Source organism: Streptomyces sp. 3-6, assembly GCF_056323165.1.
Window position 1 is genome coordinate 123926 of sequence record NZ_JBWHZP010000015.1, and the last position, 26033, is coordinate 149958.

Genomic DNA, 26033 nt, shown 5'->3' on the forward strand with positions numbered 1-26033 from the left:
ATCTTCGGGGGGTTGCCGGGCAGGTGGTTATGAGCCGAGTCCAAGTGGAGATAACTCAGGAGAAGTTGGTAACCAATTTGAACAACATGGTCGACGCGACGGAGGGTTGGCCACCAGGGTGACGGTTGGGGACCACGACGTGAGGGGGACCGTCATGCCGCTCGTCGCCATCGTCCTCGCCGCCTTGGCCGTGGGGTTCGAACAGGTCCTGCAATGGCGTTTCGGCACGATGGGCATCATCGCCTTCGTCGCCCTCACCGTCGGCATCAAGGCGAGGAACGGCCTGATCAGCGGCATCGGCGCGGTCGTCCTCGTCCTGCTGCTCGCCCAGCCCGGCTGAGCGGGCACTCCACCGGGCCGTCGAGCGGGCTCCCCTCCGGAGGGGAGCCGGGAGCCCGTCGAACGGCACCGGTCGCGCCGACGGCGCGACCCGGCACCACCACAACCGAACAGCTCGCTACGGATGAGCACCCACCCGCACCCGGACGAAGGAGGCGAGCGGACAGCGCCGACAGAGGGCATCACCAGGGGCGCGGCGGCCGAAGCCGCCGACGCTCAGAACATGTCCGGGCACCACGGCCGCCTGGACGTGCGCAGCAGGGCGTCGGCCTCACGGGCGGCGCCCGCTCGTTCTTCCCGGACCCGGCCGAGGGCCGCGAGCCGCACCGCCGACTCGTCCCCCAGCCAGAGGGTCGCCAACTCGGCGACGTCCAGGGCGAGATCGGCACGGTCGGTGGTCCGCGTACAGCTGCCCGCGCCGTCCGCGGACGCCTCCAGCCGGTAACGGCCGCCGGTCAGGCCCGCAGCGTCCGCCACCTCCAGCACCAGCGTGCCCACCGCCCCGTACGTGCGCGCCTCCAGGGCCCGGACGACGTCCAGGATCCGCACCCACAGCCAGTCCACGTGACTGGTGACCGCCGCCGCCCGCGGATCGGGCAGGAAGTGCGGGAGCAGGTCGTCGGGGGCCCGCCAGCTGCTCTTGACCCGCACCACCCAGTCGATCGAGCACAGGTACCGCCACAGCGCCCGCTCGGCGGCCGGGGTCACGGCGGTCAGCCATTCGACGCTCACCGTGTTCAGCGGCTGCTTGGCGTCGCCCCAGTGGTCGTCCGCGCTGTAGGAGACCATGCCCTGCACCTCGCCGTCCGCCGAGCGGTACACGGCGAAGAACGGTTCGCTCCAGGACGTGTCGAGGCGTACGGCACCGGTGACCAGCTGCCACCACAGCTCGTCCCGGCTGACCGCGCCGGGGAGCGTCCGCCGCAGCCGCTCGTGCAGCTCGGGGCCGAGCTTGCGCACGTCCGTACCGTCCACGAGGTCGATCCGGCCGCCGTCCTCGGGACCCGACCACCGCGGGTCGAGACCGCTGCGCGGCACGTCGACCGTCCACTCGGTGGCGGAGGTCGCCGGGCCGAAGCCGTAGCGGCCGTAGATCGGGTACTCGGCGGCGATCAGGGTCGCCACCACGTCCCCGCGCTCCTTCGCCGCGGCCAGGTCCTGCGCCATCATCCGGCCGAGCAGGCCGCGCCGGCGGTGCGTGGGGGACACCGCGACGTTCGAGACGGCGTCGGCGGCCACCACCGCGCCGCCGACCACGGTGAGTTCCTGGGCGAACGAGCGGAGCGTCGCCACGCAGCGGCCGGCGTCGAAGGCGCCGAGCGAGCGGCCGGGCCGGAACCGCAGGCGACGCGCCTCCAGGACGTCGTCGGACGAGGTGGGCTCCCGCAGGAACCCGGTGTTGAGCACCCGGACCCAGTCGGGGAACTCGGCCTCGGTGATCGGCCGCACGTCGAGGCCGGAACGGGGGGACGTCATGGGCCCACGGTAGGGGGAGGGGGAGCGGGGTGTCGTGGGGTTTTTCCGGTGCCCGGAGCCGCCGGACGACCGCCCGGGGCGGCAGGGGCGACAGGGGCGCTCGGGCGCCGAGGGCCGACGGTCACCTCGGGGCCGTCGGTCACCTCGGGGCCGTCGGCCGCCGCGGGGCCGTCGGTCACCTCGGGGCCGTCGGCCGCCGCGGGTCCACGGCACAAGGACGGCCCCGGACCGCCCGGGTCCACGGACCTCCCGGGCCCACGGACCGCCCCGAGCGGGCCCCTCGCTCCCCGCCCGCCACCGGCCCCGGCCCGCCCCCCACGGAGAACCGCCGGGACCCGCCCCGGTCAGAACACCGCCCGGGCCTGCCCCGCTCAGAACACCGCCCGGACCTCCCCCACCACCTCCGCGCCGCCGGTGAGGGGTGCGGCGCCGATCCGGTCGACCACCGGTCCGTCCACCCCCATCAGCCGCAGCGCCCTCGCGAGGACCGGGCCGAGGGCGCGCAGGGAGCCGTCCTCCACCTTGAAGGCCAGGGCCCGGCCGTCGGGCAGGGCGACCGCCTGCACGGCCTCCGCGCCCATCTTGGACAGGGCCCCGGGGACCTCCCGCATCAGCCAGGTGTCCGCCCGGCGGGTGCCCGCGACGTACTCGGGGTGGGCCCGCATCGCGTCGGCGACCCGGCGTTCGGGCGTGCCCGGCGCGGCCAGGACGAAGGAGCGGTAGGCGCGGGCGAGGCCGGTGAGGCCGATCGCCAGGAGGGGTGCGCCGCAGCCGTCGGTGCCGACCGCCGCGACCCGTTCGCCCGCCGCGTCCTCCACGCCCCGGTGGATGAGCCGCTGGAGCGGGTGGCCGGGGTCGAGGTAGCCCTCCAGCGGCCAGCCGTTGCGCGCGCAGGCCGCCAGCATGGCCGTGTGCTTGCCGGAGCAGTTCATGGTCACCCGGTCGCGCACCCCGCCCGACGCCAGGTAGGTCTCCCGTTCCTCGGGGTCCAGCGGCAGGTCGGGCGGGCAGGCGAGCTGATCGGCGCTCAGTCCGTGCTCGGCCAGCATGGTGCGGACCAGATCACGGTGAAAGGTTTCTCCGGAGTGGCTGGCGGCAGCGAGCGCCAGCCGCTCGCCCGACAGCTCCAGGCCCGCCCGCAGCACCCCGGCGGCCTGCATCGGCTTGTTGCTGGAGCGCGGGAAGACGGGCGCCGTCACCTCGCCGAGCGCCAGCTCCACCGACCCGTCGGCGGCCAGCAGGACCAGGTTCCCCCGGTGCCGGCCTTCGAGGAACCCGGAGCGGACCACCTCCGCCAGCACCGGTGGCGCCGACGGCCCCGCTCCGAACGAACCGGGCGCCGGAGCGGACGACGGACCGGACGACGGGCCGGGCTCCGGAGCGGACGAAGGGCCGGACGCCGGACCGGACGACGGCGCGGAGGCGTGCGAGGCGGCGGGCGAGGAGGGGGACGACGGTGCGGGCATCGGCGGTGGCCTTCCGGGGCGCGGGACGACCCGCCCACCGCGAGGGCCCGGGATCACCGGGCCTGCCTCGCCTCACACGAGCAGGTCGTCGACTTGAGCTTCCCCCTCACGGTACCTGCGGGCGATCTCCGCGCTGCACCCGTCGGCCGTCCGCTGCAGGCCCTGCCGCCGCCGGGACACCCGCTCCTCGTACCGCACCAGCCGGCCCATCGCCGCGTGCAGCTCCGCGTCGGTGCGTGCCCGGAGGTCGGACAGCTCCACCTCGGCGAGCATCTCGGCCGCCAGCCGCCCGTACTCCTCGCTCTGCGGGGTGCCCAGGGTGACGTGGCGGGCGGAGGAACGGTGCCGCGTCGGCGCGTCCCGCAGGATCTCCGGGAGCCGCTCCACCACGGAGGCGGGCGGCATCTCCGGGGGCGCGGCGGTGGCCGTCGCCCCCAGCGGGGTGCGCCGGAGCAGTTCGGCGTTCAGGATGTCGATCCGCCCCTGGAGCAGCCGCCGCACGTAGCTGAGGTCGGCCTCGTCGCGCTGCGCCTCCCTGCGCAGGGCGCGCAATTCGGGCAGGCTCAGGGCCGTCAGATCGTGTGCGGGCTGTTTGTCGGGCATCACGGGGCTGTCCGTTCGCTGCGTGGGCGGCCGGTGGAACGCCGGTTCGCCGGCGCCCGCTCCGATGGGCGTGCCGGCCCCCGCCGGACACCCGGTCCCTGGTGTGCTCATGTGCCTCTACCGTCCCCTCGACCGGCGTGTGCCATGCATCGTGCCACCCCTCACGGCCCCCCGGTGACCGAGTGGTCCCGAACAGCCCCAGATGGGGTGTTAAGGAGTAAAAATAGCCCGACCGGAGACCCCCGGCCGACCCGCTCGGGGGGCGCTCGGACGGCCTCGGGGCACCCGGCATCATGGTCGTATGCGTGCAGTGGTGCAGAGGGTGGACGGCGCGAGCGTCGTCGTGGACGGCGAGACGGTGGGCTCCATCGAGGGCGAGGGCCTGTGTGTCCTGGTCGGGGTGACCCACGAGGACACCAAGGAGAAGGCGGCGCAGCTCGCCCGCAAGCTGTGGTCGATCCGGATGCTGCAGGACGAGCGGTCCTGCAGCGACGTCGGCGCGCCCCTCCTGGTGATCAGCCAGTTCACCCTTTACGGCGACGCCCGCAAGGGCCGGCGCCCCACCTGGAACGCCGCGGCGCCCGGTGACGTGGCCGAGCCGCTGGTGGACGAGGTGGTCGCGCAACTGCGCGCGCTGGGCGCGACGGTGGCGACGGGCCGCTTCGGCGCGCGGATGCGGGTGTCGCTGACCAACGACGGCCCGTTCACCGTCCTGCTGGAGATCTGAGGGAGGACTCAGGGTCCGGCCCGGGAGCCCGGTCAGGGCTCCCGCGCGGGGGCCGGGCCGGTCAGGGCTCCACCACGGTCTCCTGCGCCGCGGCCGTGTCGCCGGCCAGCAGCCGGGCGTCGACGGGCACGTTCCGCTTGACCAGGGCGAGGGCGACCGGTCCCAGCTCGTGGTGGCGCACCGACGTCGTGACGAAGCCGATCCGCCGCCCCTCGGGGCCGTCGTCCGCGACGCGGATCTCCGTGCCCGGCGTGGGCAGGTGGACCTCGCTGCCGTCCAGGTGCAGGAAGACCATCCGGCGGGGCGGCTTGCCCAGGTTCTGCACCCGGGCGACAGTCTCCTGCCCCCGGTAGCAGCCCTTCTGCAGGTGCACCGCGCCGCCGATCCAGCCCAGCTCGTGCGGGATGGTGCGGTGGTCGGTCTCGAAGCCGAGCCGGGGGCGGTGCTGTTCCACCCGCAGCGCCTCGTGGGCGAGGATTCCGGCGGGCGGGCCAGCCTGCGCGGCGAACCGCTCCAGGTCGGCGCGGGGCAGGAACACGTCGCGGCCGTACGGCGTCTCCCGCACGGCGGTGCCCTCGGGGACCTCGGTGATGGAGCCGGCCGGCAGGTGCACCACCGCGAAGTCGGCGGTGCGGTCGGCGACCTCGACCCGGTAGAAGAACTTCATCGACTCCAGGTACGCGATCAGCGCCTCCTGGGTCCCGGGCTCGACGTGGGCCCAGGTGGTCTCGCCGTCGTCGACGAGGTAGAGCGCGTGCTCGATGTGGCCGTGCGCGGAGAGGATCAGCGCCTCGGTGGCCCGGTGCGGCGGGAGATCGCTGACGTGCTGGGTGAGCAGCAGGTGCAGCCAGGTCAGCCGTTCCGCCCCGGAGACGGCGACGACTCCGCGGTGGGACAGGTCGACGAAGCCGGTGCCTTCGGCGAGGGCGCGCTGTTCGCGGAACAGGTCGCCGTAGTGCGCCGCCACGCCTTCGTCCACGCCTTCGGCGGGGACGGCGCCCGGCAGGGTCAGCAGGGGGCTCTTCATGCCTCCAGCCTACGACCCGGTGGTCGACGCCTTCCGGGTGCAGGTCTCACACCGGCCGAAGATCGCGAAGTGCTTGAGGTCGGTGTCGAAGCCGAAGGTCCCGCGCAGCTTGGCGGTGAACTCGGCGGCCACCTCCACGTCCGCCTCGATGACGTCGGTGCAGTCGCGGCACACCAGGTGCAGATGGTGGTGCCGGTCGGCGAGGTGGTAGGTCGGCGCTCCGTGCCCGAGGTGGGCGTGGCTGACCAGGCCCAGTTCCTCCAGGAGCTCCAGCGTGCGGTAGACGGTGGAGATGTTCACCCCCGACGCGGTCTTGCGCACTTCGACGAGGATGTCGTCGGGGGTCGCGTGCTCCAGGGTGTCCACGGCTTCGAGCACGAGTTGGCGCTGCGGCGTCAGCCGGTAGCCGCGCTTCCTGAGGTCGCTCTTCCAGTCGGTGCTCACCACAGTGACGAGTCTAGAGGGGACCCGGCCCGATCGGACCGGGCCCGCCGGAAGGCCCGGGAGGGGCGCCGGAAGGCCCGGGAGGCCCGGGAGGCCCGGGAGGGATGCCGGAAGGCCCGGGAAGAGCGCGGGCCGGCCGGCTCGGAGTACTCGGAGAAGGCGACCTACTTGAAGAAGGCGATGCCGTCGTCCGGCATGTCGTCGGGCAGGGCCTTGGCCCAGCGCTCGACCTCCTCCGGGGTGACGACCTTCTTCAGGTGCGCCGACATGTAGGGGCGCAGCTCGACCTCGGGGGTCTGCTTCTCGCCGACCCACATCAGGTCGCTCTTGACGTACCCGTACAGCCGCTTGCCACCGGTGTAGGGGCGGGCGGCGGGCGTGCGCGCCACGGCGTCCGTGACGAGGTCGATCTGCGGCTTCTGGTCGGCCATCTCGCCGTACCAGATCTCGATGACGCCGTCGTCCCGGGTCATCGTCACCTCGACCTTGCGCTCGGCGTCGATCCGCCAGAAGCCGTGCTCGGACTCCAGGGGGCGGACCTTGTTGCCGTCGCCGTCCAGCACCCAGGTGTGGGAGGCGTACTCCAGGAAGTCCCGGCCGTCGTGGGTGAAACTGACCTCCTGCCCGAAGTTGCACTTCTCGGCGCCGGGGAAGTCGTGCACGCCCGCACCCGCCCAGTTGCCCAGCAGGAAGGCGAGGGGGACGAGGTCCTTGTGGAGGTCGGACGGGATCTCGATCATGAGAGGCAGTTCCTGGACGTGGTCGGGCAGGTCAGCGCTGGCCCTGATACAGCTTCTTCACGGTCAGCCCGGCGAAGGCGAGAACGCCGACGGCGACCAGGACCAGCAGGGCTTCGAAGAAGATAACCACGGGGTGCTCCTTGAGCGGGGGGTGCGGTAGTGCACAGGGCCGGGCCCCAGCTTACGCGGCCGGGGCCCGGCCCTCCGTACGAGGTCGCTCCTCGCCTCCGGTCAGCTCAGGAGCTGGCCCTGCAACGTCACCGTCTGCTGGAACGGGACGGCGTCCGCGGTGCCCTTGCGGGACTGCACGACCAGGGCCACCACCTCCCCGGCGCGCAGGTACACCTGCCGCACGTGCTCCGCGCCGCGCGGCTTGAGTTCGTCGTAGGCGTACCGGGTGACTCCGCCCGGGTCGGCGGCCGACGGGAAGCGCTCGTCGAACTCGACACGCTCCGCGCCGGCGAGGGCGTACGTGGCGCCCCCGTACCCGGTCAGCCCGCCGTAGACCGTGTCCCCCACCTCGGCCGTCGCGAAGCGGAGCAGGAAGATCCGGGTACGGGTGCCGTCCGGCGTCGTCCAGCCGCGGGCCGCCAGGTGCCGCAGGCCGTGGTCGGTCAGCAACTGCTTCACCTCGGCCCGGTCCTTTTTCTCCGCGAACACGGAGAGGAAGTCCCCGGTGGGCAGCCAGCCGTCCTCGCCCTTCAGCGCCTTGTCCTCCGTGGCCCCCGCCGGTGCGGGCAGCAGCAGGGCCCGCAGGTCGGCCGCGTGGACGCTCGCCGGGTCCTCGTGGTCGTACGGGGCGGCGCCGGCGGGCAGGGGCGGCCTGGTGATCCGCGGGTAGTCCCAGCGGCCGTCCGGTTCGGTCGCCAGTCCGGGGACGTCGGTGCGCTCCATGCGCGTGATCCCGTAGGCCGTGCCCGCCCCGAACGCGGCGAACACGGTCACCACGGCGGTCCAGCGCAGGGCCGCCCGCAGCCGGTGCCGGTCCCGGAACCGGACCCGGGTCGGGGCCGGGGCCGGGTCCGGGACTTGGGCTTGGGCGGGGTCCGGGGCTTGGGCGGGTACCGCCGGGGTCACGGAGGCTCCCGGAGCGTCCGGGTCCGGTGGGGTGACGGGGGCCGGTGGTGCTGCCGGGGCCGACAAGACTGGCGGGTCGGACGGGGCCGACAGGACTGCCGGGTCGGACGGGGCGGGCAGGGCTGCCGGGGCGCCGCTGGTGTCCGGGGCGGGCGCCCGGTCCTGAGCAGCCGGCTCCGGTGCCACGGACGGTGCCTGATCCGGAGACCGCGGCTCAGTCCGCGGCTGCTCCGTCCTCAGCGCCTCGGCCTCGGCCCGCGGCTGCTCCCCGGACTGCGGGCCCACCGCTGCCTGCGGCCCTTCAGCTGTCTGCGGCTGCTCCGAAGGCCGCGCCTCGGCCCCCGACGGCGGCTCCGCCCCGGTCCGCACCTCCGCACCGGCCGGAGGCTGCGCCCCGGTCTGCGGCTGCTGGGCAACCCCCTCGGGGGCGGGCGTCGGGTCGGCCGGGGCCGTCGTCTGTGCGTGCTCGGTGGTCATACGGCCAGCCCCGGGTTGTCGATGCGGTCGAGTTGAGCGGCGAAGAACGCCGTGACGCCCTTGCGGTCGACCGGCCCGGGCGAGTCCACGACCATGTTGACCAGGACGTCACCCACGTGACTGACGCAGAACACGCCCTCCAGCCCGTCCTTCTTCGCCTTCGGCGACAGATAGCACCGGGCGTTCCGGTGGCCCTTGACCTTCGGCGCCTCGCGGAACGCGCCGCTGCTCTCCATGAACCGCTGGGCGGTACCCGCCGTGTTCCGCACCGCGGACCGGTTGCCCATGCGCTGCAGGGTGACCTCGGCCGTGAAGGCCTCGCCCTCGTAGTCGCCGTCGTGGACCGCGTAGCTGCGCAGGGCCATGCCCTTGATGTCCTGCTTCTCGATCAGCTTCCCCAATTCCCGCCTGACCGGACCGGGAAGCCCCTTCAAGGACTCCTTGCGCAGGGCCGTGGCCTCGGCGCCGCTGAGTTCGGTGTCGTGGCCGAAGTTCCGCACGTCCGGGCCCGGGAAGCGGGCCCCGTCCTCGAACGGCAGGAGCAGGGCGCGCAGCCCCTGCTCGTCCGCCCCGCCGTCGGGCGTCCCGGCCCCGACGTCGGCCGGCGGGAGCTTCCAGACCGGCTTGCCGGCACTGCGGTCCGCGTCCTGCACCGTCACCGCGGTGTACGCGACGCCGCCGATCATCGCACCGGCGAGCAGAACCGATCCGGCAACGGTGGCCACGCGGCGCACGCGCGCGCTGCGGGCGACCCGCGCGGCCACGCCGTCGACGGCGGGCTCCGCCACGGTCCCCTCGATGACCTCGGGGGTGGGTTCGGAGTTCTCGGTCACAGCTTGCCCACCTGCCGCTTCGCCAGGTCCATGATCTTCGCCTTGGGAACCGGCTTGGTGTCGAAGACGAAGATCTCGACGTAGACGTCGCCGCGCCAGGCGTGCGCCTGTGCCGAGTACAACGGGAGGTACCCCGCTTTCCGGTCGGGGGTGTCGTGGACGTACGCCGTCCCGGAGTGCTCCCCGGTGCCCGGGATCGGCCAGCTGCGGGTGCCGGCCTCGCGGCCGGCCCAGTGGAAGCCGTTCTCCGCCCAGATCGACGCGCCCAGGGTGCTCACCTGGCGGAACTGCGTCAGGTTGATGTAGACGCCCCCGTACTGGTCGAAGCGCCAGGACACGCTCGCGGAGCGGCGGAAGTCGTCGGCGACCAGGCCGGCGAAGGTCGACGCCGGGTCCTCGTACCGCTTCGCGTACTCGGAGATTCCCATCCAGCCGTCGTCGTCCGGCACGTCGTCGACGTCCCGGGCGTTGCGGGGCCGGTCGATCAGCAGCTCGCGCAGGTCGCCGTCCAGCCGCACCTGGCGGTCCTGGGACGCCGGCAGCGGGTACGCCTCGCCCTTCGCCCGCGGGACGACGGGCTGGGACAGCGACGGGAGCGCGGTGGGCGGGCGTTCGGCCTGGATCAGGTAGCCGGCGCAGGTGCCGGCGACCACGCCCAGCACGGCGGCCGCCGCGATCATCAGTGTGGTGCGGCCCCGGGGGCGCCGGGCCGCCCTCGCGACGTCACCCGTCTCCCCGGCGGTGCCGGGCTCCTGGTGCTCCCCGGCGAACTCGATCTCCCCGATCTCGCCCACCACAGCCGTCACCGGGCCGGATCCGGCCTTCCCGGGTGCAGATCCGGCTTTCCCGGGTCTATCGGCGTCTTCCACTCAGTCCCCCTCAGAACGTGAAGGGCGCGTTCCGTATCGCGCCTCCCAGGAGACTCATACGTCACACCGGTGGTTGTGGGCGAGGCGATTACGATTCAGGCATGGCGAAGAAGCTCGTGATCAAGGTGACCGCGGGGGCCGATGCCCCCGAACGCTGCTCGCAGGCCTTCACGGTGGCGGCGGTGGCCGTGGCCAGCGGGGTGGACGTCTCCCTGTGGCTGACCGGGGAGTCCGCCTGGTTCGCGCTCCCGGACCGGGCCGCCGAGTTCGAGCTGCCGCACGCCGCTCCCCTGCCCGACCTGCTGGACTCGCTGCTCGCGGGCGGCCGGGTCACCCTGTGCACGCAGTGCGCGGCCCGGCGCGACATCACGGAGGAGGACGTCCTGAAGGGCGTCCGCATCGCGGGCGCGCAGGTGTTCGTCCAGGAGGCGCTGGCCGACGACACCCAGGCGCTCGTCTACTGAGACGCCTGCCCACGGCTGCCGAGACGCGTGCCACGGCTGCCGAGGCCTGCCCCCGGTTGCCGAGTCGCCTGTCCCGGACCGGGCGGCGGCTCGGCCGCTCAGCGGGGCCGCTTCCTGCCGTCGAGTTCGTCCCACCACTCGTCCGACTGCGGGTCGCCCGAGGGGTCGTCCCACCAGCGGTCGTCGGGCCCGCGCCGGTTGGCGAGCACCGCGGCGACCGGCGGGATGACCATGGCGACGACGCACATGCCCACGGCCACCGGCACCGACCAGAGCCGCACGACGGCCCAGGCGAGGACGAAGAGCGCGATGCACGTGCCCATCAGGGCGAAGTAGACGTGCCGCCTGCGCGCGTACATGCCTCCAGCGTAGGTCCGATCGGCCCGCCCGGCGCAGGGCGGACGGGCCGGTCGGGCGAGGCCCGCACGGTGCCCCCGGCACACGCCGAAGGGCCGCGTCCCGGGTGTCCAACCCGTGGGACGCGGCCCTTCGGCCGTCACGAGCCCGTGAGGTGCGCGGCCGGGCGGCCGGGTTCCTCGCCGGAGCCTCAGACCGCGATCGCGACCTCGGCCAGTCCGCCCTGCTGGGCGACGACCGTGCGGTCGGCGGTGCCGCCGGGCACCAGCGCGCGGAGGGTCCAGGTGCCCTCGGCCGCGTAGAAGCGGAACTGACCGGTGGCGGAGGTCGGGACCTCCGCGGTGAACTCGCCGGTCGAGTCCAGCAGACGGACGTAGCCCGTCACCGGCTCGCCGTCGCGGGTCACCTGACCCTGGATGGTGGTCTCACCGGGCTTGATCGTCGAGGCGTCCGGGCCGCCGGCCTTCGCACCGCACATGTAGCTGCTCCTGTCGGGGTCTGAAGAGGTCGGTCGGGGGACTTACTTGGCGGGGCCCAGCTCGATCGGCACACCGACCAGCGAGCCGTACTCGGTCCAGGAACCGTCGTAGTTCTTGACGTTCTCCACGCCCAGCAGCTCGTGCAGCACGAACCACGACAGGGCGGAGCGCTCACCGATGCGGCACAGGGCGATGGTGTCCTTGGCGAGGTCGACCTGCTCGTCCTCGTAGAGCTTCTTCAGCTCGTCGTCGGACTTGAAGGTGCCGTCGTCGTTGGCGTTCTTCGACCACGGGATGTTGCGCGAGGTCGGCACGTGGCCGGGACGCTGCGACTGCTCCTGCGGCAGGTGGGCCGGGGCGAGCAGCTTGCCGGAGAACTCGTCGGGCGACCGCACGTCGACGATGTTCTTCTTGCCGATGGCGTCCACGACCTCGTCGCGGAAGGCGCGGATGGAGGTGTCCTGCGGCTTGGCCTTGTAGTCGGTCTTCGGGCGCTCGGGCACCTCGTCGCCGGGGACCAGCTCGCGGGCGTCGAGCTCCCACTTCTTGCGACCGCCGTCGAGCAGCTTGACGTTCTCGTGGCCGTAGAGCTTGAAGTACCAGTACGCGTAGGCGGCGAACCAGTTGTTGTTGCCGCCGTAGAGGACGACCGTGTGGTCGTTGGCGATGCCCTTGTCGGACAGGAGCTTCTCGAAGCCCTCCTGGTCGACGAAGTCACGGCGGACCGGGTCCTGCAGGTCCTGGGTCCAGTCGATCCGGATGGCGTTCTTGATGTGGTTCTTCTCGTAGGCGGACGTGTCCTCGTCCACCTCGACGATGGCGATGCTGGGGTCGTCCAGGTGCTCCTGGAGCCAGTCGGCGTCGACCAGGACGTCGCTGCGGCTCATGCTTTTCTCCTCCGGGGCAGTTGCGGCGGGGTGTGCGGGGTGGGACAGGGCGCACGGCGCTACGGCGGCCAGGCGCGGGGTTGCCCTTCAGCAGGGCGAGGGGAAGGCGGACATCGTCGTCGTCATCGACGACGTCGGCTCAGAAGGCGCGACAGAGCATGGCGGCGACACGGCACAGGTCTACTGCCCGCCGCTTCGTGAGATCCGCCTGTCGCTTCATGGCCCCGATGGTAAGGAGAGCGGGGCGGGCGTGTCACCGGTGTGTCGGATGGTGAGACGCGATCGTCCGCATAGCGGGATCAGGGACCGTTCGGCGGCTGTCGGGCCCCGTGCGGAACGCTCCTCGGCCGGATGTGCCGGGCATCACCTTTGTCATGCGGACGACGCCGTCTCGCTCCTCGGACGGAGATGCGGGGACCCGCCCGCGGGACGCGGTTCCGACGCCTGGTCCTCCCGCCCGAGCCGCCGGACGCGCTGCGCCGGTGCGGGCGAGGGCCGTCGACGCCTCGGCCCGGCCGGTCGGCGTCCGTCGACCCTCGCCCCTCGCCCCAGCCGGTCGGCCCCTCGACTCGTCGCCCCTCGCCCCCAGCGGGTCGGCCTCCCGGTTCGTCGGCTCCTGCCTCACTCAGCCGTTCGGTCTGTCGGCTGCCGGGCTCTTGGACGCTCGTCCCCAGCGGCTCCCGGCCTCCCGGGCCCCGGCCGTTCGGCCTTGCGGCTCCCGGCAGTTGGGCTCCCGGCGCCTTCGTCCCGTCGTCTCGGCCTCCGACGTCGGTTTCGAGCCCCCCTGCCCTTCGGTCCTCGTCCCCGGCCTCCGGCCTCGCCGGCTGTCCGGCTATCCGGCCAGGCGGACGTCGGAGCCCTTCACCGTGATGCCGACCCCGGCCCGGGAGGTCTCGACCTTGTCGAGCCGGATACCGCCGGGCAGACCGTCGATCTTCTGCTCGAAGTCGGTGATGCTGCGCACCCGGGACTCGGCGATCGTGACCCCGCCGAACTTGGGCAGCGCGTCCGCCTTCACGCGCACCGTGTTCCCGTCCACCACGGTCACGGAGCTGAGCACGGAGACCGGCTCGGGCAGCTTGGCTCCCAGCACCGTGGCCTCGACCTCGACCTTGATCTTCCCGTTGCCGCCGTCGGAGAGCCCGACGACCTTCGCGGTCACCCCCGGGGCCACCTGCTGGGGCTCCGACTGGGCGGTCTTGAGCAGTTCGTCGTAGGAGATCGACGCGGTGCCGGTGGCGCTGGCGGCGGTGGCCGAACTGAAGGTGCCGGAGAACTCGACGCCCTTCATGTCGGCGTGCAGGTCGGCGATGCGGATCTTCCGGCCGTCGTCGCCGGTGGTGGCCTCGTAGTCCTGGATGCCGATCTCGATGTCGTCGAGGGTGCCGGCCGCGACCTGGGTGAGGAAGGGGAAGCCCTTGATGGACACGTCGGGTGTGGAGGACAGGTTCTCGCCGGCCTTCAGGCGGTCGGCGGCCTCGCCCTCGGCGAAGTTCACCGCCACGCGGTCCACGATGACGAAGAGCCCGCCGAGTATCACGACGACGACCAGCAGTATTCGCAGTGCGCGCATGCGGTGTTCCCCCACCTAGACGTTCCGACGGCAGTCCCCGACGACCGGGGCGGCCGTCCAGCGCGAGCGTAACCCGCAGGGGAGCGCTCTCCCGAGGATTGTGGATCACCTGTGACGCGCGGGGGCGGCCGGGGCGGTGCCGTACCGGCCGCACCCCCGCACCCCGCCGCCGTGGCTGCGGGGTGCGGGGGTGCGGGTCGGGCGACCACGCGGTTCAGACGGCCACGCGGATCAGGCGGCCACGCGGATCAGGCGACCATGCGGCCCAGGAGGTACGCCGCCGGGGCAGCCGCGGCCAGGGGCAGCGCCACGCCGGCCGTGAAGTGGACGAAGCGGGACGGGTAGTCGTAGCTCGCGACCCGGTGGCCGATCAGGGCGCAGACCGCCACCCCCGCGCCCAGCAGGGCACCGGCACCGGCACCCGGTCCGCTCAGCCCGCCCAGCGCCGCTCCCGCGCCCGCCGCGGCCACCAGCGCGGCAGCCACCGAGGCGGGGGTGGGCAGCGGAAGCGCCCGCACCACCGCCGCCACGGCCACCGCGCCCGCGCCGACCGTCACCGCGTCCGCGTCGGCCGCCAGGTAGCCGCCCGCGAGGATCGCCAGTGCCGCCGCCGCGACCGTCGCCGTCAGGCCGTACATCCGCTCGTCGGGATCCGCGTGCGAGCGCAGCTGCAGCACCAGCGACAGCAGCACCCAGACGCCCAGGGTCCCGAGGAGCGCGCCGGGGGACCGGTCCGACGCCAGCAGGGCCACGTCGGCCACCAGCGCGCCCAGGAAGCCGAGGGCGATGCCCTGACGGGCCGGCCACATCCCGTTCAGCCGGAACCAGCCGGCCGCCGTGAGGCCCTGGAGCGCGATCAGCGGCAGGAGCAGCGCGTACGTGCCCAGCGCGGCACCGCCGGCCAGCAGCAGGCCCAGCGCCGCGGTGAGCGCGGCCGGCTGCATGCCGGGCTCGATGATCGGCGACCGGCCCTCGGCGCGGGCGCGCTGCGCGTCGGTGACGCGCGAGTTCCCGGCCAGGGTGGCCGGGCCGTACGCGGGCCCGTGTCCCTCGGCGTCGGGCGCGACCTCCGGAGCCGCCGGGGCGGGCCCGGGGGCGGGCGTCGGGGTGGACGCGGCCGGGTGCGGGAGCCCGCCGTACCCGCCGGCGAGGCCCGGCGCGGCGGGGGCGTGGGACGCCCGGGCCGCGGGCGGGGCGGGAGAGGCGGCGGGCATCGGCTCCGGCCGGGGCAGCGGACCGGGCGGGGACGCCCCGTACGGCGTGGCCCCGCCGTAGCTCCCGGCCCCGCCGTAGCTCTCGGCGCCGCCGTGGGCCGCGTGCGGGGCGGGTGCGTCCACCGGTCCGGCGGGCCCCTGCGGCGGCAGGTAGGCGGTCTCCTCGGCAGCGGCCGGCACCGGCGGCTGGACGGACGTCTCCCAGGTCTGGCCCTGCCACTGCTGGGTGTGCTGCTCGTCGAAGAACCGGTCGGCCGCCGGCCCCTGCTCCCCGGGCCACGCCTGCGGCTGCGCGGGCGGCGGATACCCCTGCTGCTGCCCCTGCTGCCCCTGCTGCCCCTGGTACGGCTGCTGTGCCTGCTGCCCCTGGTACGGCTGTTGTGCCTGGTACCGCTGCTGCGGGTGCGGCGCGGGCGGCGCGTGTCCCGGCTGGGGCTGTGGGGAGTGAGGGTGCGGGTGGGGGTACCCGTGGGGCTGTTGGTATTGGTGCTGCTGGTACTGGTGTTGCTGCTCAGGGGCGGCCTGGTGCGGGTACGGCTGTGACGGCCCCCGGGGTGGGTACGGGTCGTGGCCCTCGTACGGCTGATCGGTCATCGCTCACCCTCCTGCGAACGGCGGGAGCACCTCGACCGTGCCGCCGTCGGCCAGCCGTACCGTCTCATGCGCGCGGGTCCCCACGGGGTCACCGTCGACGAGGAACGAGCATCGCCGCAGGACGCGCGGGAGTTCACCGGGGTGCCGCTCGCGGGCCGCGTCGAGCGCCTCGGCGAGCGTGTCCGCTTCGTGCGGCTCCTCGGCCACCCCGGCCGCGGCCTTGGCTGCGGCCCAGTACCGCACCGTGACCTTTGCCATCTGCTGGTTCCTCAATCGTTGACGGTGGACACGGTCAGGCTAGCCCGCCCGGGAGACCGCCCAGTCCCCGATCCGGTGCAGCAGGGCCTCGGTCACGGCGTTCTCCGCGTGGCCCATGCCGGGCTCGATCCACAGCTCGCCCTGGTCACCGGCGGCCGCGGCCAGCATCCGGGGGTGGTCGAGCGGGAAGTAGCCGTCCCGGTCGCCGTGCACGATCAGCAGCGGCGTCGGCGCGATCCGCGGCACCGCCTGGACGGGGGACAGGGGCACCGGGTCCCACTGGCGGTGGTGGATCCGCGTGCGCAGCCCGTACCGGCCGACCAGCCGCCCCTCGGGCCGGGTGACCAGCCAGTGCAGCCGCCGCATGGGCGCCGTGCCCCGGTAGAACCAGCGGGCCGGGGCGCTCACCGACACCACCGCGTCGGGACGGCCCTGTCGATCCGGCAGCCCAGACAGCCCTGACAGCCCCGCCGGCCCTGACGGCTCACCCGGCCCCGCAGCCCCCGTCGGCCCTGACGGTTCAGCCGGTCCCGCAGGCCCCCCGCCTCCGCCCGCCCCCGCGCCGAGCGCGGCGTGCCGCAGGACCACCGAGCCGCCCATGGAGAAGCCGACCGTCACCACCCGCGTGTGCCCCAGTTCCCGGGCCCGGCCGACCGCCGCCGCCAGGTCCAGCACCTCGCGGTCGCCGACCGTGGACCGCCCTCCGGAGGCGCCGTGCCCCCGGAAGGAGAACGTCAGCACCGCCCCGTGCCGGCGCAGTGCCCGCGCCACCCGGCGCAGGTGCGGCCGGTCCACGTCCCCCGTGAAACCGTGCGCGACCACGAAGACCGGGGCGCCCTCCGGGGCGTCGGCGCGCACCCCGTGCGGGCCGTCCTCCCGGTCGCCCGCCGCCGTCCCCGGGAGCCCCGGCCCCGGTGTCCCGCCGGGCTCGTAGCGGCAGTCGATCCGGACGCCGTCGGCGGTGCGCAGGAACGTCCGCACCGCCGTACCGGCGTTCGCCGTCCCGGGTGCTCCGTCGTACGGACGAGGGGTGGTACGTGCCACACGACCTGCCGAACCGCTGCTCATGTCCGCTATTCTGCTGGGAAGAGGACTCGGGCAGCGAAGCCCCCGGGTCCTTTTGTGCTTTCGGAAGCGTTGTATACGACGCGGGAGACCGCCGACGTACGGGGCCGTCGAAACGCACGGAGCAATCCATAAACGTCCTCGCAGGGACCGCCGAGGAGGAACAGACGTTATGGGCGAGCGAAGCGTGCACGAACGGAAAGCCCCGGGCCGGGGAGGTGGGGCGCGATGAGCTCCCTGCTGCTCCTCACCAACGCCCTCCAGCCGTCGGCGGAGGTGCTCCCCGCCCTCGGTCTGCTGCTGCACAACGTCCGGGTGGCGCCGGCGGAGGGCCCCGCCCTGGTGGACACCCCGGGCGCGGACGTGATCCTGGTCGACGGCCGCCGCGACCTCCCGCAGGTGCGCAGCCTGTGCCGGCTGCTGCGCTCCACCGGCCCCGGGTCCCCCCTGCTGCTGGTGGTCACCGAGGGCGGTCTGGCCGCCGTGACCGCCGACTGGGGCATCGACGACGTCCTCCTGGACACCGCGGGCCCGGCCGAGGTCGAGGCGCGGCTGCGGCTGGCGATGGGCCGCCGGCAGATCACCGAGGACGACTCCCCGATGGAGATCCGCAACGGCGACCTCTCCGTCGACGAGGCGACCTACAGCGCCAAGCTGAAGGGCCGCGTCCTGGACCTCACGTTCAAGGAGTTCGAGCTGCTGAAGTACCTGGCCCAGCACCCCGGCCGGGTCTTCACCCGCGCCCAGCTGCTGCAGGAGGTCTGGGGCTACGACTACTTCGGCGGCACCCGCACGGTCGACGTCCACGTCCGGCGGCTGCGCGCCAAGCTGGGACCCGAGCACGAGTCCCTGATCGGCACGGTCCGGAACGTCGGTTATCGATTCGTTACACCGGAGAAGGGCGACCGTTCCCCGGACGAGACGAAGGCCACGTCCACCCGGTCCGCCGCCCGGAAGCGGGCGGATGCGGACGAGACGGCCGCCCGCGACGCCACCGGGGTCCGGGCCGAGGCGTGAGGGGCGCACGCATGAGCGCACCGCGCCCGCGGACGAGCGCCGCCCCCGGACGGACGCACCCGTCCGGTGGACTGCGGAGCCGTCCGCACGCCCTGCCCGCATTCGGTATATCCGCGTAGACTCCGCGCGTGGCCAAGGTAACCAGGGATGACGTGGCGCGGCTGGCGGGCACCTCCACCGCCGTCGTCAGCTATGTCATCAACAACGGACCCCGGCCGGTCGCCCCGGCCACGCGCGAGCGTGTCCTCGCCGCGATCAAGGAACTGGGGTACCGGCCCGACCGCGTGGCCCAGGCGATGGCGTCCCGGCGCACGGACCTCATAGGTCTGATCGTGCCGGACGCCCGGCAGCCCTTCTTCGGGGAGATGGCCCACGCCGTCGAACAGGCCGCGTCCGAGCGCGGGAAGATGGTGCTGGTCGGCAACTCGGACTACATCGGCGAGCGCGAGGTCCACTACCTGCGCGCCTTCCTGGGGATGCGCGTCTCCGGGCTGATCCTGGTCAGCCACGCCCTCAACGACCTGGCCGCGGCCGAGATAGACGCCTGGGACGCCCGGGTCGTCCTGCTCCACGAACGCCCCGAGGCGATCGACGACGTCGCCGTCGTCACCGACGACCTCGGCGGCGCCCAGCTGGCCGTGCGCCACCTGCTGGAACACGGCTACCCCTACGTGGCCTGCCTCGGCGGCACCGCGGACACCCCCGCCGTCGGCGACCCGGTCTCCGACCACGTCGAGGGCTGGCGCCTGGCGATGAAGGAGGCCGACGTCCCGACCGACGGCCGTCTCTTCGAAGCCCCGTACAACCGGTACGACGCCTACCGGATCGGGCTCGACATCCTCTCCGGCCCGGACCGCCCGCCCGCCATCTTCTGCTCCACCGACGACCAGGCGATCGGCGTGCTGCGGGCGGCGCGCGAACTGCGCATCGACGTCCCGGGCGAGCTGGCCGTCGCCGGCTTCGACGACATCAAGGAGGCGGCGCTCACCGACCCGCCGATGACCACGGTCGCCTCCGACCGCTCGGCGATGGCCCGGGCCGCGGTCGACCTCGTCCTCGACGACGGCCTGCGGGTGGCCGGGTCGCGGCGCGAGCGCCTCAAGGTGTTCCCCTCCCGCCTGGTGGTCCGCCGCTCCTGCGGCTGCGGGTAGCGGCAGCGGGCGGGGCCGGGCCGACGGCGGGCTCCGGGCTGGCCGGGCAGGTGGCGGGCTCCGGGCGGGCCGAGCCGACGGCGGACTCCGTGCTGGGTACGCCGACACCGACGGCGGCTCCGGGTGAGGTGACACCGACGTCGGCGCCAGCCGGGTGCTGGGCGCCGGCCGCCGGACAGTCCGCCGGGTGGCCCGCCGGGCGGCCTTTATATCGGGCATACGAGGTTCTGCCGGACTTCTCAGTCGTTCCTCAGGTCGTTCTCATCGACGGACACGAACCTCGTTGACATGAACGAGACCTTTCGCAGCCCGAGCGACCCGTACGAGACCGAGCGGCCCGCCGACCCGCGCGCCCCGCAGCCGTACCCGCACGCGCAGCAGCCCCCGTCGCCGGCGCGGCAGCGCCCGAGCGGCACGGAGGACCCGCACGGTGCGGAGTTCCTGCCGACGGACGGTACGGAGGGCCCGCGGGGCGCGGAGGACCGGTCGGCGGGCGGTGCGGCGCACGCGGCGTGGCCGCCCGTGCCCCCGCACCCCCCGCAGCCCCCTTCCGGCGAGCAGCGGAGCCCCCGGCCCACGGGGCGCGGGCGGCGCCGCGGTCCGGCGGCCCTGCTCGCCGCCGTGGCGATCGTCGCGGCGGCGGTGGGCGGCGGCACCGCCTACGGCATCCAGGAACTCACCGGCCCCGACACGGTCGCCACCGGCAGTGCCTCGTCCGCGAACGCGGTCCCGGCCGGGCAGAAGGGCACCGTGTCCCAGGTGGCCGCCGCGGTCGGCCCGAGCATCGTCGAGATCAAGGCCGCCACCGGCTCGGGGACCTCGACCGGCTCCGGTGTGGTCATCAGCGAGGACGGCGAGGTCGTCACCAACAACCACGTCGTCGCGGGCGCCTCCTCGATCACCGTCCGGACCAGTGACGGCACCTCCTACACCGCCGAGGTCGTCGGCACCGACAGCGGCAAGGACCTCGCCCTGATCCGGCTCCGGGACGCCTCGGGGCTGAAGGCCGCCACCCTCGGCGACTCCGACGCGGTGAAGGTCGGCGACCAGGTGGTGGCGATCGGTTCCCCCGAAGGGCTCACCGGCACCGTGACCAGCGGCATCGTCTCCGCCCTCGACCGGGACGTGACCGTCGCGACGGAGGAGGGCCGGGGGCAGCAGCAGTGGCAGCAGGGCGAGGGCTGGCCCTTCGAGTACGGCGGCCGGGAGTTCAACGGCGACACGGGCACCTCCACCACGACCTACCGGGCCATCCAGACCGACGCCTCCCTCAACCCCGGCAACTCCGGCGGCGCGCTGATCGACATGAACGGCCACGTGATCGGCATCAACTCCGCGATGTACTCGGCCGGCGGCTCGTCCTCCGACGCGGGCAGCGCGGGCCTGGGCTTCGCCATCCCGGTGAACGACGTCAAGGCGGACCTGCCGGCGCTCCGCTCGGGCGCCACCGGGTGATCCGGGACGGCCGGCGGACGTGCGAGGCTTGACACCCCGGGCCCCCGGACCACGGGTACGGCACCCGCAGAGGGACCCCGAACGGAACCCGGACGGAACCCGGCCCGGAACCCGTACGGGACCGGGATCCGGGCCACCGGACGCCCGCCCCCGGGACCGTCCGCACCCCCGCACCTCACACCCCGCACCCCGCACCCGACCGACAGAGGAAAGCCGACTCCATGAGCTCCCTGCCCGCCGACGGCGACCGTGACCGGGACCGTGGTCCCCAGCGCATCCTGATCGTGGACGACGAGCCGGCCGTGCGGGAGGCGCTCCAGCGCAGTCTGGCGTTCGAGGGGTACGACACCGAGGTCGCCGTCGACGGCGTGGACGCCCTGGAGAAGACCGCGTCCTACCGGCCCGACCTGCTCGTCCTGGACATCCAGATGCCCCGCATGGACGGCCTGACCGCCGCCCGCCGCATCCGGGCCACCGGCGACACCACCCCCGTGCTGATGCTCACCGCCCGCGACACCGTCGGCGACCGGGTCACCGGACTGGACGCCGGGGCGGACGACTACCTGGTCAAGCCGTTCGAGCTGGACGAGCTGTTCGCCCGCATCCGGGCCCTGCTGCGCCGCAGCTCCTACGCGGCGGCCGTGGCGGCCTCGGCCGAGACGGACGACGTCCTCACCTTCGCCGACCTCAGCATGAACCTGGTGACGCGGGAGGTCAGCCGGGGCGGGCGGGCGGTGGAGCTGACCCGCACCGAGTTCACCCTGCTGGAGATGTTCATGGCGCACCCGCGCCAGGTCCTCACCCGCGAGCAGATCCTCAAGGCCGTGTGGGGCTTCGACTTCGAGCCGTCGTCGAACTCGCTCGACGTCTACGTCATGTACCTGCGCCGCAAGACCGAGGCGGGCGGCGAGCCGCGTCTGGTGCACACCGTGCGGGGCGTGGGCTACGTCCTGCGGCAGGGCGGCGCGGAGTGAGCGGTCCCCTCCACCGCTTCCGCACGCTCCCGATCCGGGCCCGGCTGTCCCTGCTGGTGGCGGCCGCGGTGGCGTTCGCGGTGGCGGCGGTGTCGGTGACCTGCTGGTTCATCGTGCAGGGGAGGCTGTACGAGCAGCTCGACGAGGATCTGCAGAAGGCCACCGTCCTGCAGGGCCCGCAGCGCGAGGGCGAGATCCGCAGCGCCCTCAACACCTGCACGGACACGCCCCGCGACACCGTCGACGGCAGCTTCCAGGACACCTACTCCCAGGTGGTCGGCGCCGACGGCACCGTCTGCCTGTTCCCCAGCTCCGCGGGCCGGATCGACGTCACCGGATCGGACCGGAAGGTCATCGCGAGCGCGGGCACCGCCTCCACCGGCGTGCACCGCGACGGCACCGACCAGAACGGCGACCCGGTCCGGGTGCTCACCCTCCCCCTGGTGATCAACAACCCGTCCACGCTGACGAGTTCGAAGGCGGCCGTCCTGGTGGCGGTCCCCCTGAAGGGCACCGAGGCGACGCTCGACGACCTCGCCCTGATCCTGCTGCTCGTCTCCGGCGTGGGCGTGGTCGGCGCGTCCGCCGCCGGCCTCGCCGTCGCCCGGACCGGGCTGCGCCCCGTCGACCGGCTCACCGAGGCCGTCGAACACGTCGCCCGCACCGAGGACCTGGGGGTCCGCATCCCGGTGGACGAGGAGGCCGACGACGAGATCGCCCGCCTGTCCCGCTCCTTCAACTCCATGACGTCCGCCCTGGCCAGCTCCCGCGACCTGCAGCAGCAGCTCATCGCGGACGCCGGGCACGAACTGCGCACGCCCCTGACCTCCCTGCGCACCAACATCGAACTCCTCACCCGCAGCGAGGAGACCGGCCGTCCGATCCCGCCGGCCGACCGCGCGGCCCTGCTCGCCTCGGTGAAGGCCCAGATGACCGAACTGGCGTCGCTCATCGGCGACCTCCAGGAACTGTCCCGCCCCGACACCGGCCAGCACGCCGGCCGGACCCGGATCGTCGCCTGGCACGACACCGTCGAGGCGGCCCTGCGCCGCGCCCGGCTGCGGGGTCCGAACCTCACCCTCACCGCCGACCTCCACCCCTGGTACGTCCGCGCCGAACCGAGCGCGCTGGAACGGGCCGTGGTCAACGTCCTCGACAACGCGGTGAAGTTCAGCCCCGCGGGGAGCACCGTCGACGTCCGGCTGGCCGACGGCGTCCTCACCGTCCGCGACCACGGCCCGGGCATCCCGGCCGACGAACTCCCCCACGTCTTCGACCGGTTCTGGCGCTCCCCCACCGCCCGCGCCCTCCCCGGCTCCGGCCTGGGCCTGTCCATCGTCGCCCGCGCCGTCCAGCAGGCCGGCGGCGACGTCACCCTCACCCCCGCCGAGGACGGCGAGGGCACGGTGGCGACCCTACGGCTGCCGGGGGCACCGACGCCTCCGCCGGAGGTGCCGTAGGCGGGGCGGGTGATGGCCGCCCGGGCGTGCGGTGCCCGGAGCGGCGGTCGCGCCTGCGCGCGTGCCCGGCACGGACGGGTCCCTGGCCCCCGGTCCCTGATGGTCCCGGGTTCCTACTCACCCCGGTTGAGTAGGAGCACTCGGGCGGGGAGGGCCCCGGGGCCCCTACCGTCGTGATCATGAACGCGGTGATGCGGACACGCCTTCGTCGGGCCCTCGCGTGGACCGTCGGCGGGCTCCTCCTGGCCGGCGCGGCGGTGACCGCCCGCGGTCTCTGGGAGGGGGAGCCGTACCCGGCCGCCGACCCCGACCGGGTCGCCGTACGGCTGAAGGACCACGCCCAGCAGGTGCTCGACGAGGCGGCACTGCCCCGGGACCGTCCCGCACCGGCACGCGTGGACACGAACACCTGCCCCTACCGTGGCCTCCGGGCCCTCGCCCACGTCACGGAGAATCGGGACGACGTGTACAGCTTCACCCTGAGGTGGCGGGTGACGGGGGTGCCGGAGGCGGCAGCCCGACGTGCACTGGAGCCGGCCCGGCGTCGACTGGAGCGGGACGGCTGGACGTTGACGCACGAGCACAACCCGCGCGCGGGCGTCGGCTTCGTCTTCGCGCACCCCCGGACCGGGGAAGCGGTCGACGTGGCCTGGTACCGGCCCACGGGAACCTACGCGGTGTCCGTCAGCGCCCCCTGCGGCACGGTGCCGGACGGCTTCGACGCGTACGACTGGCCGGCGGCCGCGTGGGCCCCCGCGTGAGCCGATCGGCCCGCGCGTGCCCGGGGCGTCCGGCCCCGCACGGGCTTACGCACGGGCTCGCGGCCGGGGTGCGCTCGGATGAGCGCCCGGCGGACACCCGGGGCGTGACTGCTCACGGAGCCGGGCGGTGAAGTCCTCCGAAGACGGCCCCCGGCGCACGGGAACCGTCCGGGGCGTGCCGTGCACCGGACGGACGTGCCGCGGGGCCGGTACGGGCGCTGGACGCGTCCCGTGCCGGCCCCGGGCGGGGTCAGGCGGGGTCAGGCGGTCACCGCGACGATCGGACGGTCACTGCACGATCGTGATGCGGTCCGCGGCCGGCGGGGCCAGCGGGGAGGAGGCCGAGGAGTTGGCCGTCAGGTACTGCTCCAGCGCCGTCAGGTCGTCGGCGCCGACGAGGTCGTCGGTGCCTTCGCCCAGGGTCGGGAACCCGTCGCCGCCGCCCGCGAGGAAGCTGTTGGTGGCGACCCGGTAGGAGGCGTCCGGGTCGATCGGAGCGCCGTCGAGCCGGATGGAGTCCGTCACGACACGGTCCGCGCCCGACTTCGTCAGGTCCAGGGTGTAGGTGAGCCCGGCGGAGACCTGGAGGATCTTCGGGGCGGCCTCGTTCGGTCCGCTGACCTGCTCCTGGAGCGCCTGGATCAGCTGCGCGCCGGTGAACGTCTGGAGGTTGACCGTGTTGGCGAAGGGCTGCACGGTGAAGGCCTCGGCGAAGGTGACCACGCCGTCGCCCTCGCCGCCGCTCGCCGCGTGGGTGAGGGAGGCGCGGATGCCGCCGGGGTTCATCAGGGCGAGGTCGGTCTCCGGGTCCAGCGTCCTGGCGTACTGGAGCTGGGCGTCGGCGATGAGGTCGCCGAGCGGGGACTCGATGCCGTCGCGCACGATGTCACCGGAGATGTGGCCGATCGCGCGGTTGCCGATGGGGGCGGCCAGGGTGTTCCACTGGGCGATCAGACGCGTCATGTCGGGCGCCTTGGGGACGTCCCGGGTGACGACGTGGTTCGCGGACTTCACGGCCGTACGGGCGATGTCCCCGGTCCGGCGGTCGTAGGTGAGCGTGGTGTCCGTGTAGAGGCGGCCGAAGGACGCGGCCGAGGTGACCGTGCGCGGCTTGCCCGACGGGTCCGGGATCGTGCACGCGTACGCGGCGTGGGTGTGGCCGGTGACCAGGGCGTCGACGTCCGGCGTGACGTTCTCGGCGATGTCCGCGATCGGACCGGAGATGCCGTCACCGGCGCCCGGGGAGTCGCAGTCGTAGTTGTAGTCCTGGGAGGCCGGGAAGCCGCCCTCGTGGATCAGCGCCACGATGGATTTCACGCCCTTGCGGCGCAGTTCCCGGGCGTACTTGTTGATCGTGGCGACCTCGTCCTTGAAGGACAGGCCCTTCACGCCCTCGGCGGACACGATGTCCGGGGTGCCCTCCAGGGTCACGCCGATGAAGCCGACCTTGACGTCCCGCTTCTTCCACACCCAGTACGGCTTCAGCAGCGGCTTCCTCGACCTGTCGTCGACGACGTTCGCGGCCAGGTAGGGGAAGTCGGCGCCCTTGAACTTCTTGTCCGTGTAGCAGCCGTCGGTGGGGTGGCAGCCGCCGTACTGCAGGCGGCGCAGCTCGCGCGCGCCCTCGTCGAACTCGTGGTTGCCGACCGAGGTGACGTCGAGGTCCAGCTTGTTCAGCGCCTCGATGGTGGGCTCGTCGTGGAAGAGGCCCGACAGCAGCGGGGAGGCGCCGACCATGTCGCCGCCGGCCGCGGTGATGGAGTAGCGGTTGCCCTTGCGGGCCTCGCGCAGGTGCGTGGCCAGGTACTCCACACCGCCCGCGTCGATGGTCTTCTGCGTGCCGTCCGGCCGGCGTTCGGTGACCCGGCCGGACGACCCCGTCGGCGGTTCCAGGTTGCCGTGCAGGTCGTTGAAGGACAGCAGCTGGATGTCCTGGTAGCGGTTCGGGTGGTGGTGGCCGTGGGAACCGCCCTTGCCGCCGTGGTGCTCGCCGGCGCTCGCCGCCCCCGGCAGCGCCGCCGCGGCCAGCGCCCCGGCGGTGAGCACACCGGCGGCGGCGAGAAGACGGGTGGTACGGCGTCTGCGGCGCGGCTGGTGCGCCGGGGATGTGGCTGGCATGCGCCCCCCTGTGGGTCGACGTGGGTCCGGGCGGGGCCGTGGGACACGGCGGGCCGCCCGGCGCAGCAGCCTAGGGTCAACGCGCGTAGCGCGACAGGGGTTTCCCGGTTACAGCCTGGTTTATCTTT

The 26033-nt window shown here is 73.8% G+C and carries 27 protein-coding genes; 9 read left to right on the plus strand and 18 right to left on the minus strand.

Annotated features, from left to right (window positions below):
• Positions 1-154 precede the first annotated feature (154 nt).
• Entirely contained in the window at positions 155-340 is a 186-nt protein-coding gene (locus AC02VZ_RS20000) for a hypothetical protein (protein WP_432054803.1), read from the plus strand.
• Positions 341-555: 215 nt separating this feature from the next.
• On the opposite strand, the gene AC02VZ_RS20005 is transcribed toward AC02VZ_RS20000, so the two are convergent.
• The 3 genes from AC02VZ_RS20005 to AC02VZ_RS20015 form a co-directional block, all read right to left on the minus strand.
• Entirely contained in the window at positions 556-1815 is a 1260-nt protein-coding gene (locus AC02VZ_RS20005) for a GNAT family N-acetyltransferase (protein WP_476476029.1), read from the minus strand.
• Positions 1816-2186: 371 nt separating this feature from the next.
• Positions 2187-3281, minus strand: a complete 1095-nt coding sequence (locus tag AC02VZ_RS20010; RefSeq protein WP_476476030.1) for an asparaginase — start codon at positions 3279-3281, stop codon at positions 2187-2189.
• Between the two features lie 72 nt (positions 3282-3353).
• The gene (locus tag AC02VZ_RS20015; protein ID WP_476476031.1) at positions 3354-3995 is read right to left on the minus strand and encodes an RsiG family protein; all 642 of its coding nucleotides are present in this window, start codon (positions 3993-3995) and stop codon (positions 3354-3356) included.
• A 190-nt stretch (positions 3996-4185) separates the two neighbouring features.
• Here AC02VZ_RS20015 and dtd point away from each other — a divergent pair, with 190 nt between their 5' ends.
• Complete coding sequence (gene dtd, locus AC02VZ_RS20020; RefSeq protein ID WP_432054807.1) at positions 4186-4611, plus strand: D-aminoacyl-tRNA deacylase; 426 nt, start codon at positions 4186-4188, stop codon at positions 4609-4611.
• A 61-nt stretch (positions 4612-4672) separates the two neighbouring features.
• Here dtd and ygfZ read toward each other — a convergent pair whose 3' ends face one another.
• The 6 genes from ygfZ to AC02VZ_RS20050 all read right to left on the minus strand — a co-directional run bounded on the left by ygfZ (position 4673) and on the right by AC02VZ_RS20050 (position 10015).
• Positions 4673-5638, minus strand: a complete 966-nt coding sequence (ygfZ, locus tag AC02VZ_RS20025; protein ID WP_432054808.1) for a CAF17-like 4Fe-4S cluster assembly/insertion protein YgfZ — start codon at positions 5636-5638, stop codon at positions 4673-4675.
• 9 nt (positions 5639-5647) lie between these two features.
• Positions 5648-6085, minus strand: coding sequence for a Fur family transcriptional regulator (locus AC02VZ_RS20030; protein WP_476476032.1), 438 nt, complete (start codon positions 6083-6085; stop codon positions 5648-5650).
• Between the two features lie 161 nt (positions 6086-6246).
• On the minus strand, positions 6247-6822 hold the full coding sequence (locus AC02VZ_RS20035) for a heme-binding beta-barrel domain-containing protein (protein ID WP_362101329.1): 576 nt from the start codon (positions 6820-6822) through the stop codon (positions 6247-6249).
• A gap of 231 nt (positions 6823-7053) precedes the next feature.
• Complete coding sequence (locus tag AC02VZ_RS20040) at positions 7054-7899, minus strand: hypothetical protein (RefSeq protein ID WP_476476033.1); 846 nt, start codon at positions 7897-7899, stop codon at positions 7054-7056.
• Positions 7900-8372: 473 nt separating this feature from the next.
• Positions 8373-9209 (minus strand): hypothetical protein, encoded by an 837-nt coding sequence (locus tag AC02VZ_RS20045; protein ID WP_476476034.1) that lies wholly within the window; start codon positions 9207-9209, stop codon positions 8373-8375.
• Entirely contained in the window at positions 9206-10015 is an 810-nt protein-coding gene (locus AC02VZ_RS20050; RefSeq protein ID WP_476476035.1) for a hypothetical protein, read from the minus strand. Before AC02VZ_RS20050 ends, AC02VZ_RS20045 begins: the two co-directional genes overlap by 4 nt.
• Positions 10016-10179: 164 nt before the next feature.
• Here AC02VZ_RS20050 and AC02VZ_RS20055 point away from each other — a divergent pair, with 164 nt between their 5' ends.
• Entirely contained in the window at positions 10180-10542 is a 363-nt protein-coding gene (locus AC02VZ_RS20055) for a DsrE family protein (protein WP_432054813.1), read from the plus strand.
• Between the two features lie 98 nt (positions 10543-10640).
• Here the strand turns inward: AC02VZ_RS20055 and AC02VZ_RS20060 are convergent, their stop codons facing one another.
• From AC02VZ_RS20060 to AC02VZ_RS20095, 8 genes are all read right to left on the minus strand, one after another.
• A complete protein-coding gene (locus AC02VZ_RS20060; protein ID WP_432054814.1) occupies positions 10641-10901 on the minus strand; it encodes a DUF3099 domain-containing protein in 261 nt (86 codons plus the stop codon).
• Positions 10902-11089: 188 nt separating this feature from the next.
• The gene (locus tag AC02VZ_RS20065) at positions 11090-11377 is read right to left on the minus strand and encodes a DUF1416 domain-containing protein (protein ID WP_006348354.1); all 288 of its coding nucleotides are present in this window, start codon (positions 11375-11377) and stop codon (positions 11090-11092) included.
• 42 nt (positions 11378-11419) lie between these two features.
• A complete protein-coding gene (locus AC02VZ_RS20070) occupies positions 11420-12265 on the minus strand; it encodes a sulfurtransferase (RefSeq protein ID WP_432054815.1) in 846 nt (281 codons plus the stop codon).
• Positions 12266-12404: 139 nt separating this feature from the next.
• On the minus strand, positions 12405-12485 hold the full coding sequence (locus AC02VZ_RS20075; RefSeq protein ID WP_355172694.1) for a putative leader peptide: 81 nt from the start codon (positions 12483-12485) through the stop codon (positions 12405-12407).
• Between the two features lie 612 nt (positions 12486-13097).
• On the minus strand, positions 13098-13838 hold the full coding sequence (locus tag AC02VZ_RS20080) for an LmeA family phospholipid-binding protein (RefSeq protein WP_476476036.1): 741 nt from the start codon (positions 13836-13838) through the stop codon (positions 13098-13100).
• Positions 13839-14086: 248 nt separating this feature from the next.
• Positions 14087-15646, minus strand: a complete 1560-nt coding sequence (locus AC02VZ_RS20085) for a hypothetical protein (protein ID WP_476476037.1) — start codon at positions 15644-15646, stop codon at positions 14087-14089.
• A gap of 3 nt (positions 15647-15649) precedes the next feature.
• Positions 15650-15904 carry a MoaD/ThiS family protein gene (locus AC02VZ_RS20090; RefSeq protein ID WP_362101304.1) on the minus strand — a complete coding sequence of 85 codons (255 nt, stop codon included), beginning with the start codon at positions 15902-15904 and terminating at the stop codon, positions 15650-15652.
• Positions 15905-15943: 39 nt separating this feature from the next.
• Complete coding sequence (locus tag AC02VZ_RS20095) at positions 15944-16972, minus strand: alpha/beta hydrolase (RefSeq protein WP_432054818.1); 1029 nt, start codon at positions 16970-16972, stop codon at positions 15944-15946.
• Positions 16973-17197: 225 nt separating this feature from the next.
• Between AC02VZ_RS20095 and AC02VZ_RS20100 the strand changes: the two genes are divergently transcribed.
• The 6 genes from AC02VZ_RS20100 to AC02VZ_RS20125 all read left to right on the plus strand — a co-directional run bounded on the left by AC02VZ_RS20100 (position 17198) and on the right by AC02VZ_RS20125 (position 23787).
• Positions 17198-17986: a winged helix-turn-helix transcriptional regulator gene (locus AC02VZ_RS20100; protein WP_432054819.1), complete on the plus strand. Its 789-nt coding sequence runs from the start codon at positions 17198-17200 to the stop codon at positions 17984-17986.
• Positions 17987-18114: 128 nt separating this feature from the next.
• Positions 18115-19137 (plus strand): LacI family DNA-binding transcriptional regulator, encoded by a 1023-nt coding sequence (locus AC02VZ_RS20105; RefSeq protein WP_476476038.1) that lies wholly within the window; start codon positions 18115-18117, stop codon positions 19135-19137.
• A gap of 288 nt (positions 19138-19425) precedes the next feature.
• On the plus strand, positions 19426-20592 hold the full coding sequence (locus AC02VZ_RS20110) for a S1C family serine protease (protein ID WP_432054820.1): 1167 nt from the start codon (positions 19426-19428) through the stop codon (positions 20590-20592).
• Between the two features lie 221 nt (positions 20593-20813).
• Positions 20814-21566 (plus strand): response regulator transcription factor, encoded by a 753-nt coding sequence (locus tag AC02VZ_RS20115; RefSeq protein ID WP_432054821.1) that lies wholly within the window; start codon positions 20814-20816, stop codon positions 21564-21566.
• Complete coding sequence (locus tag AC02VZ_RS20120) at positions 21563-23026, plus strand: sensor histidine kinase (RefSeq protein WP_432054822.1); 1464 nt, start codon at positions 21563-21565, stop codon at positions 23024-23026. Before AC02VZ_RS20115 ends, AC02VZ_RS20120 begins: the two co-directional genes overlap by 4 nt.
• A gap of 179 nt (positions 23027-23205) precedes the next feature.
• On the plus strand, positions 23206-23787 hold the full coding sequence (locus tag AC02VZ_RS20125; RefSeq protein ID WP_476476039.1) for a hypothetical protein: 582 nt from the start codon (positions 23206-23208) through the stop codon (positions 23785-23787).
• Between the two features lie 288 nt (positions 23788-24075).
• Here the strand turns inward: AC02VZ_RS20125 and AC02VZ_RS20130 are convergent, their stop codons facing one another.
• On the minus strand, positions 24076-25905 hold the full coding sequence (locus tag AC02VZ_RS20130) for a bifunctional metallophosphatase/5'-nucleotidase (RefSeq protein WP_432054824.1): 1830 nt from the start codon (positions 25903-25905) through the stop codon (positions 24076-24078).
• Positions 25906-26033: the final 128 nt, after the last annotated feature.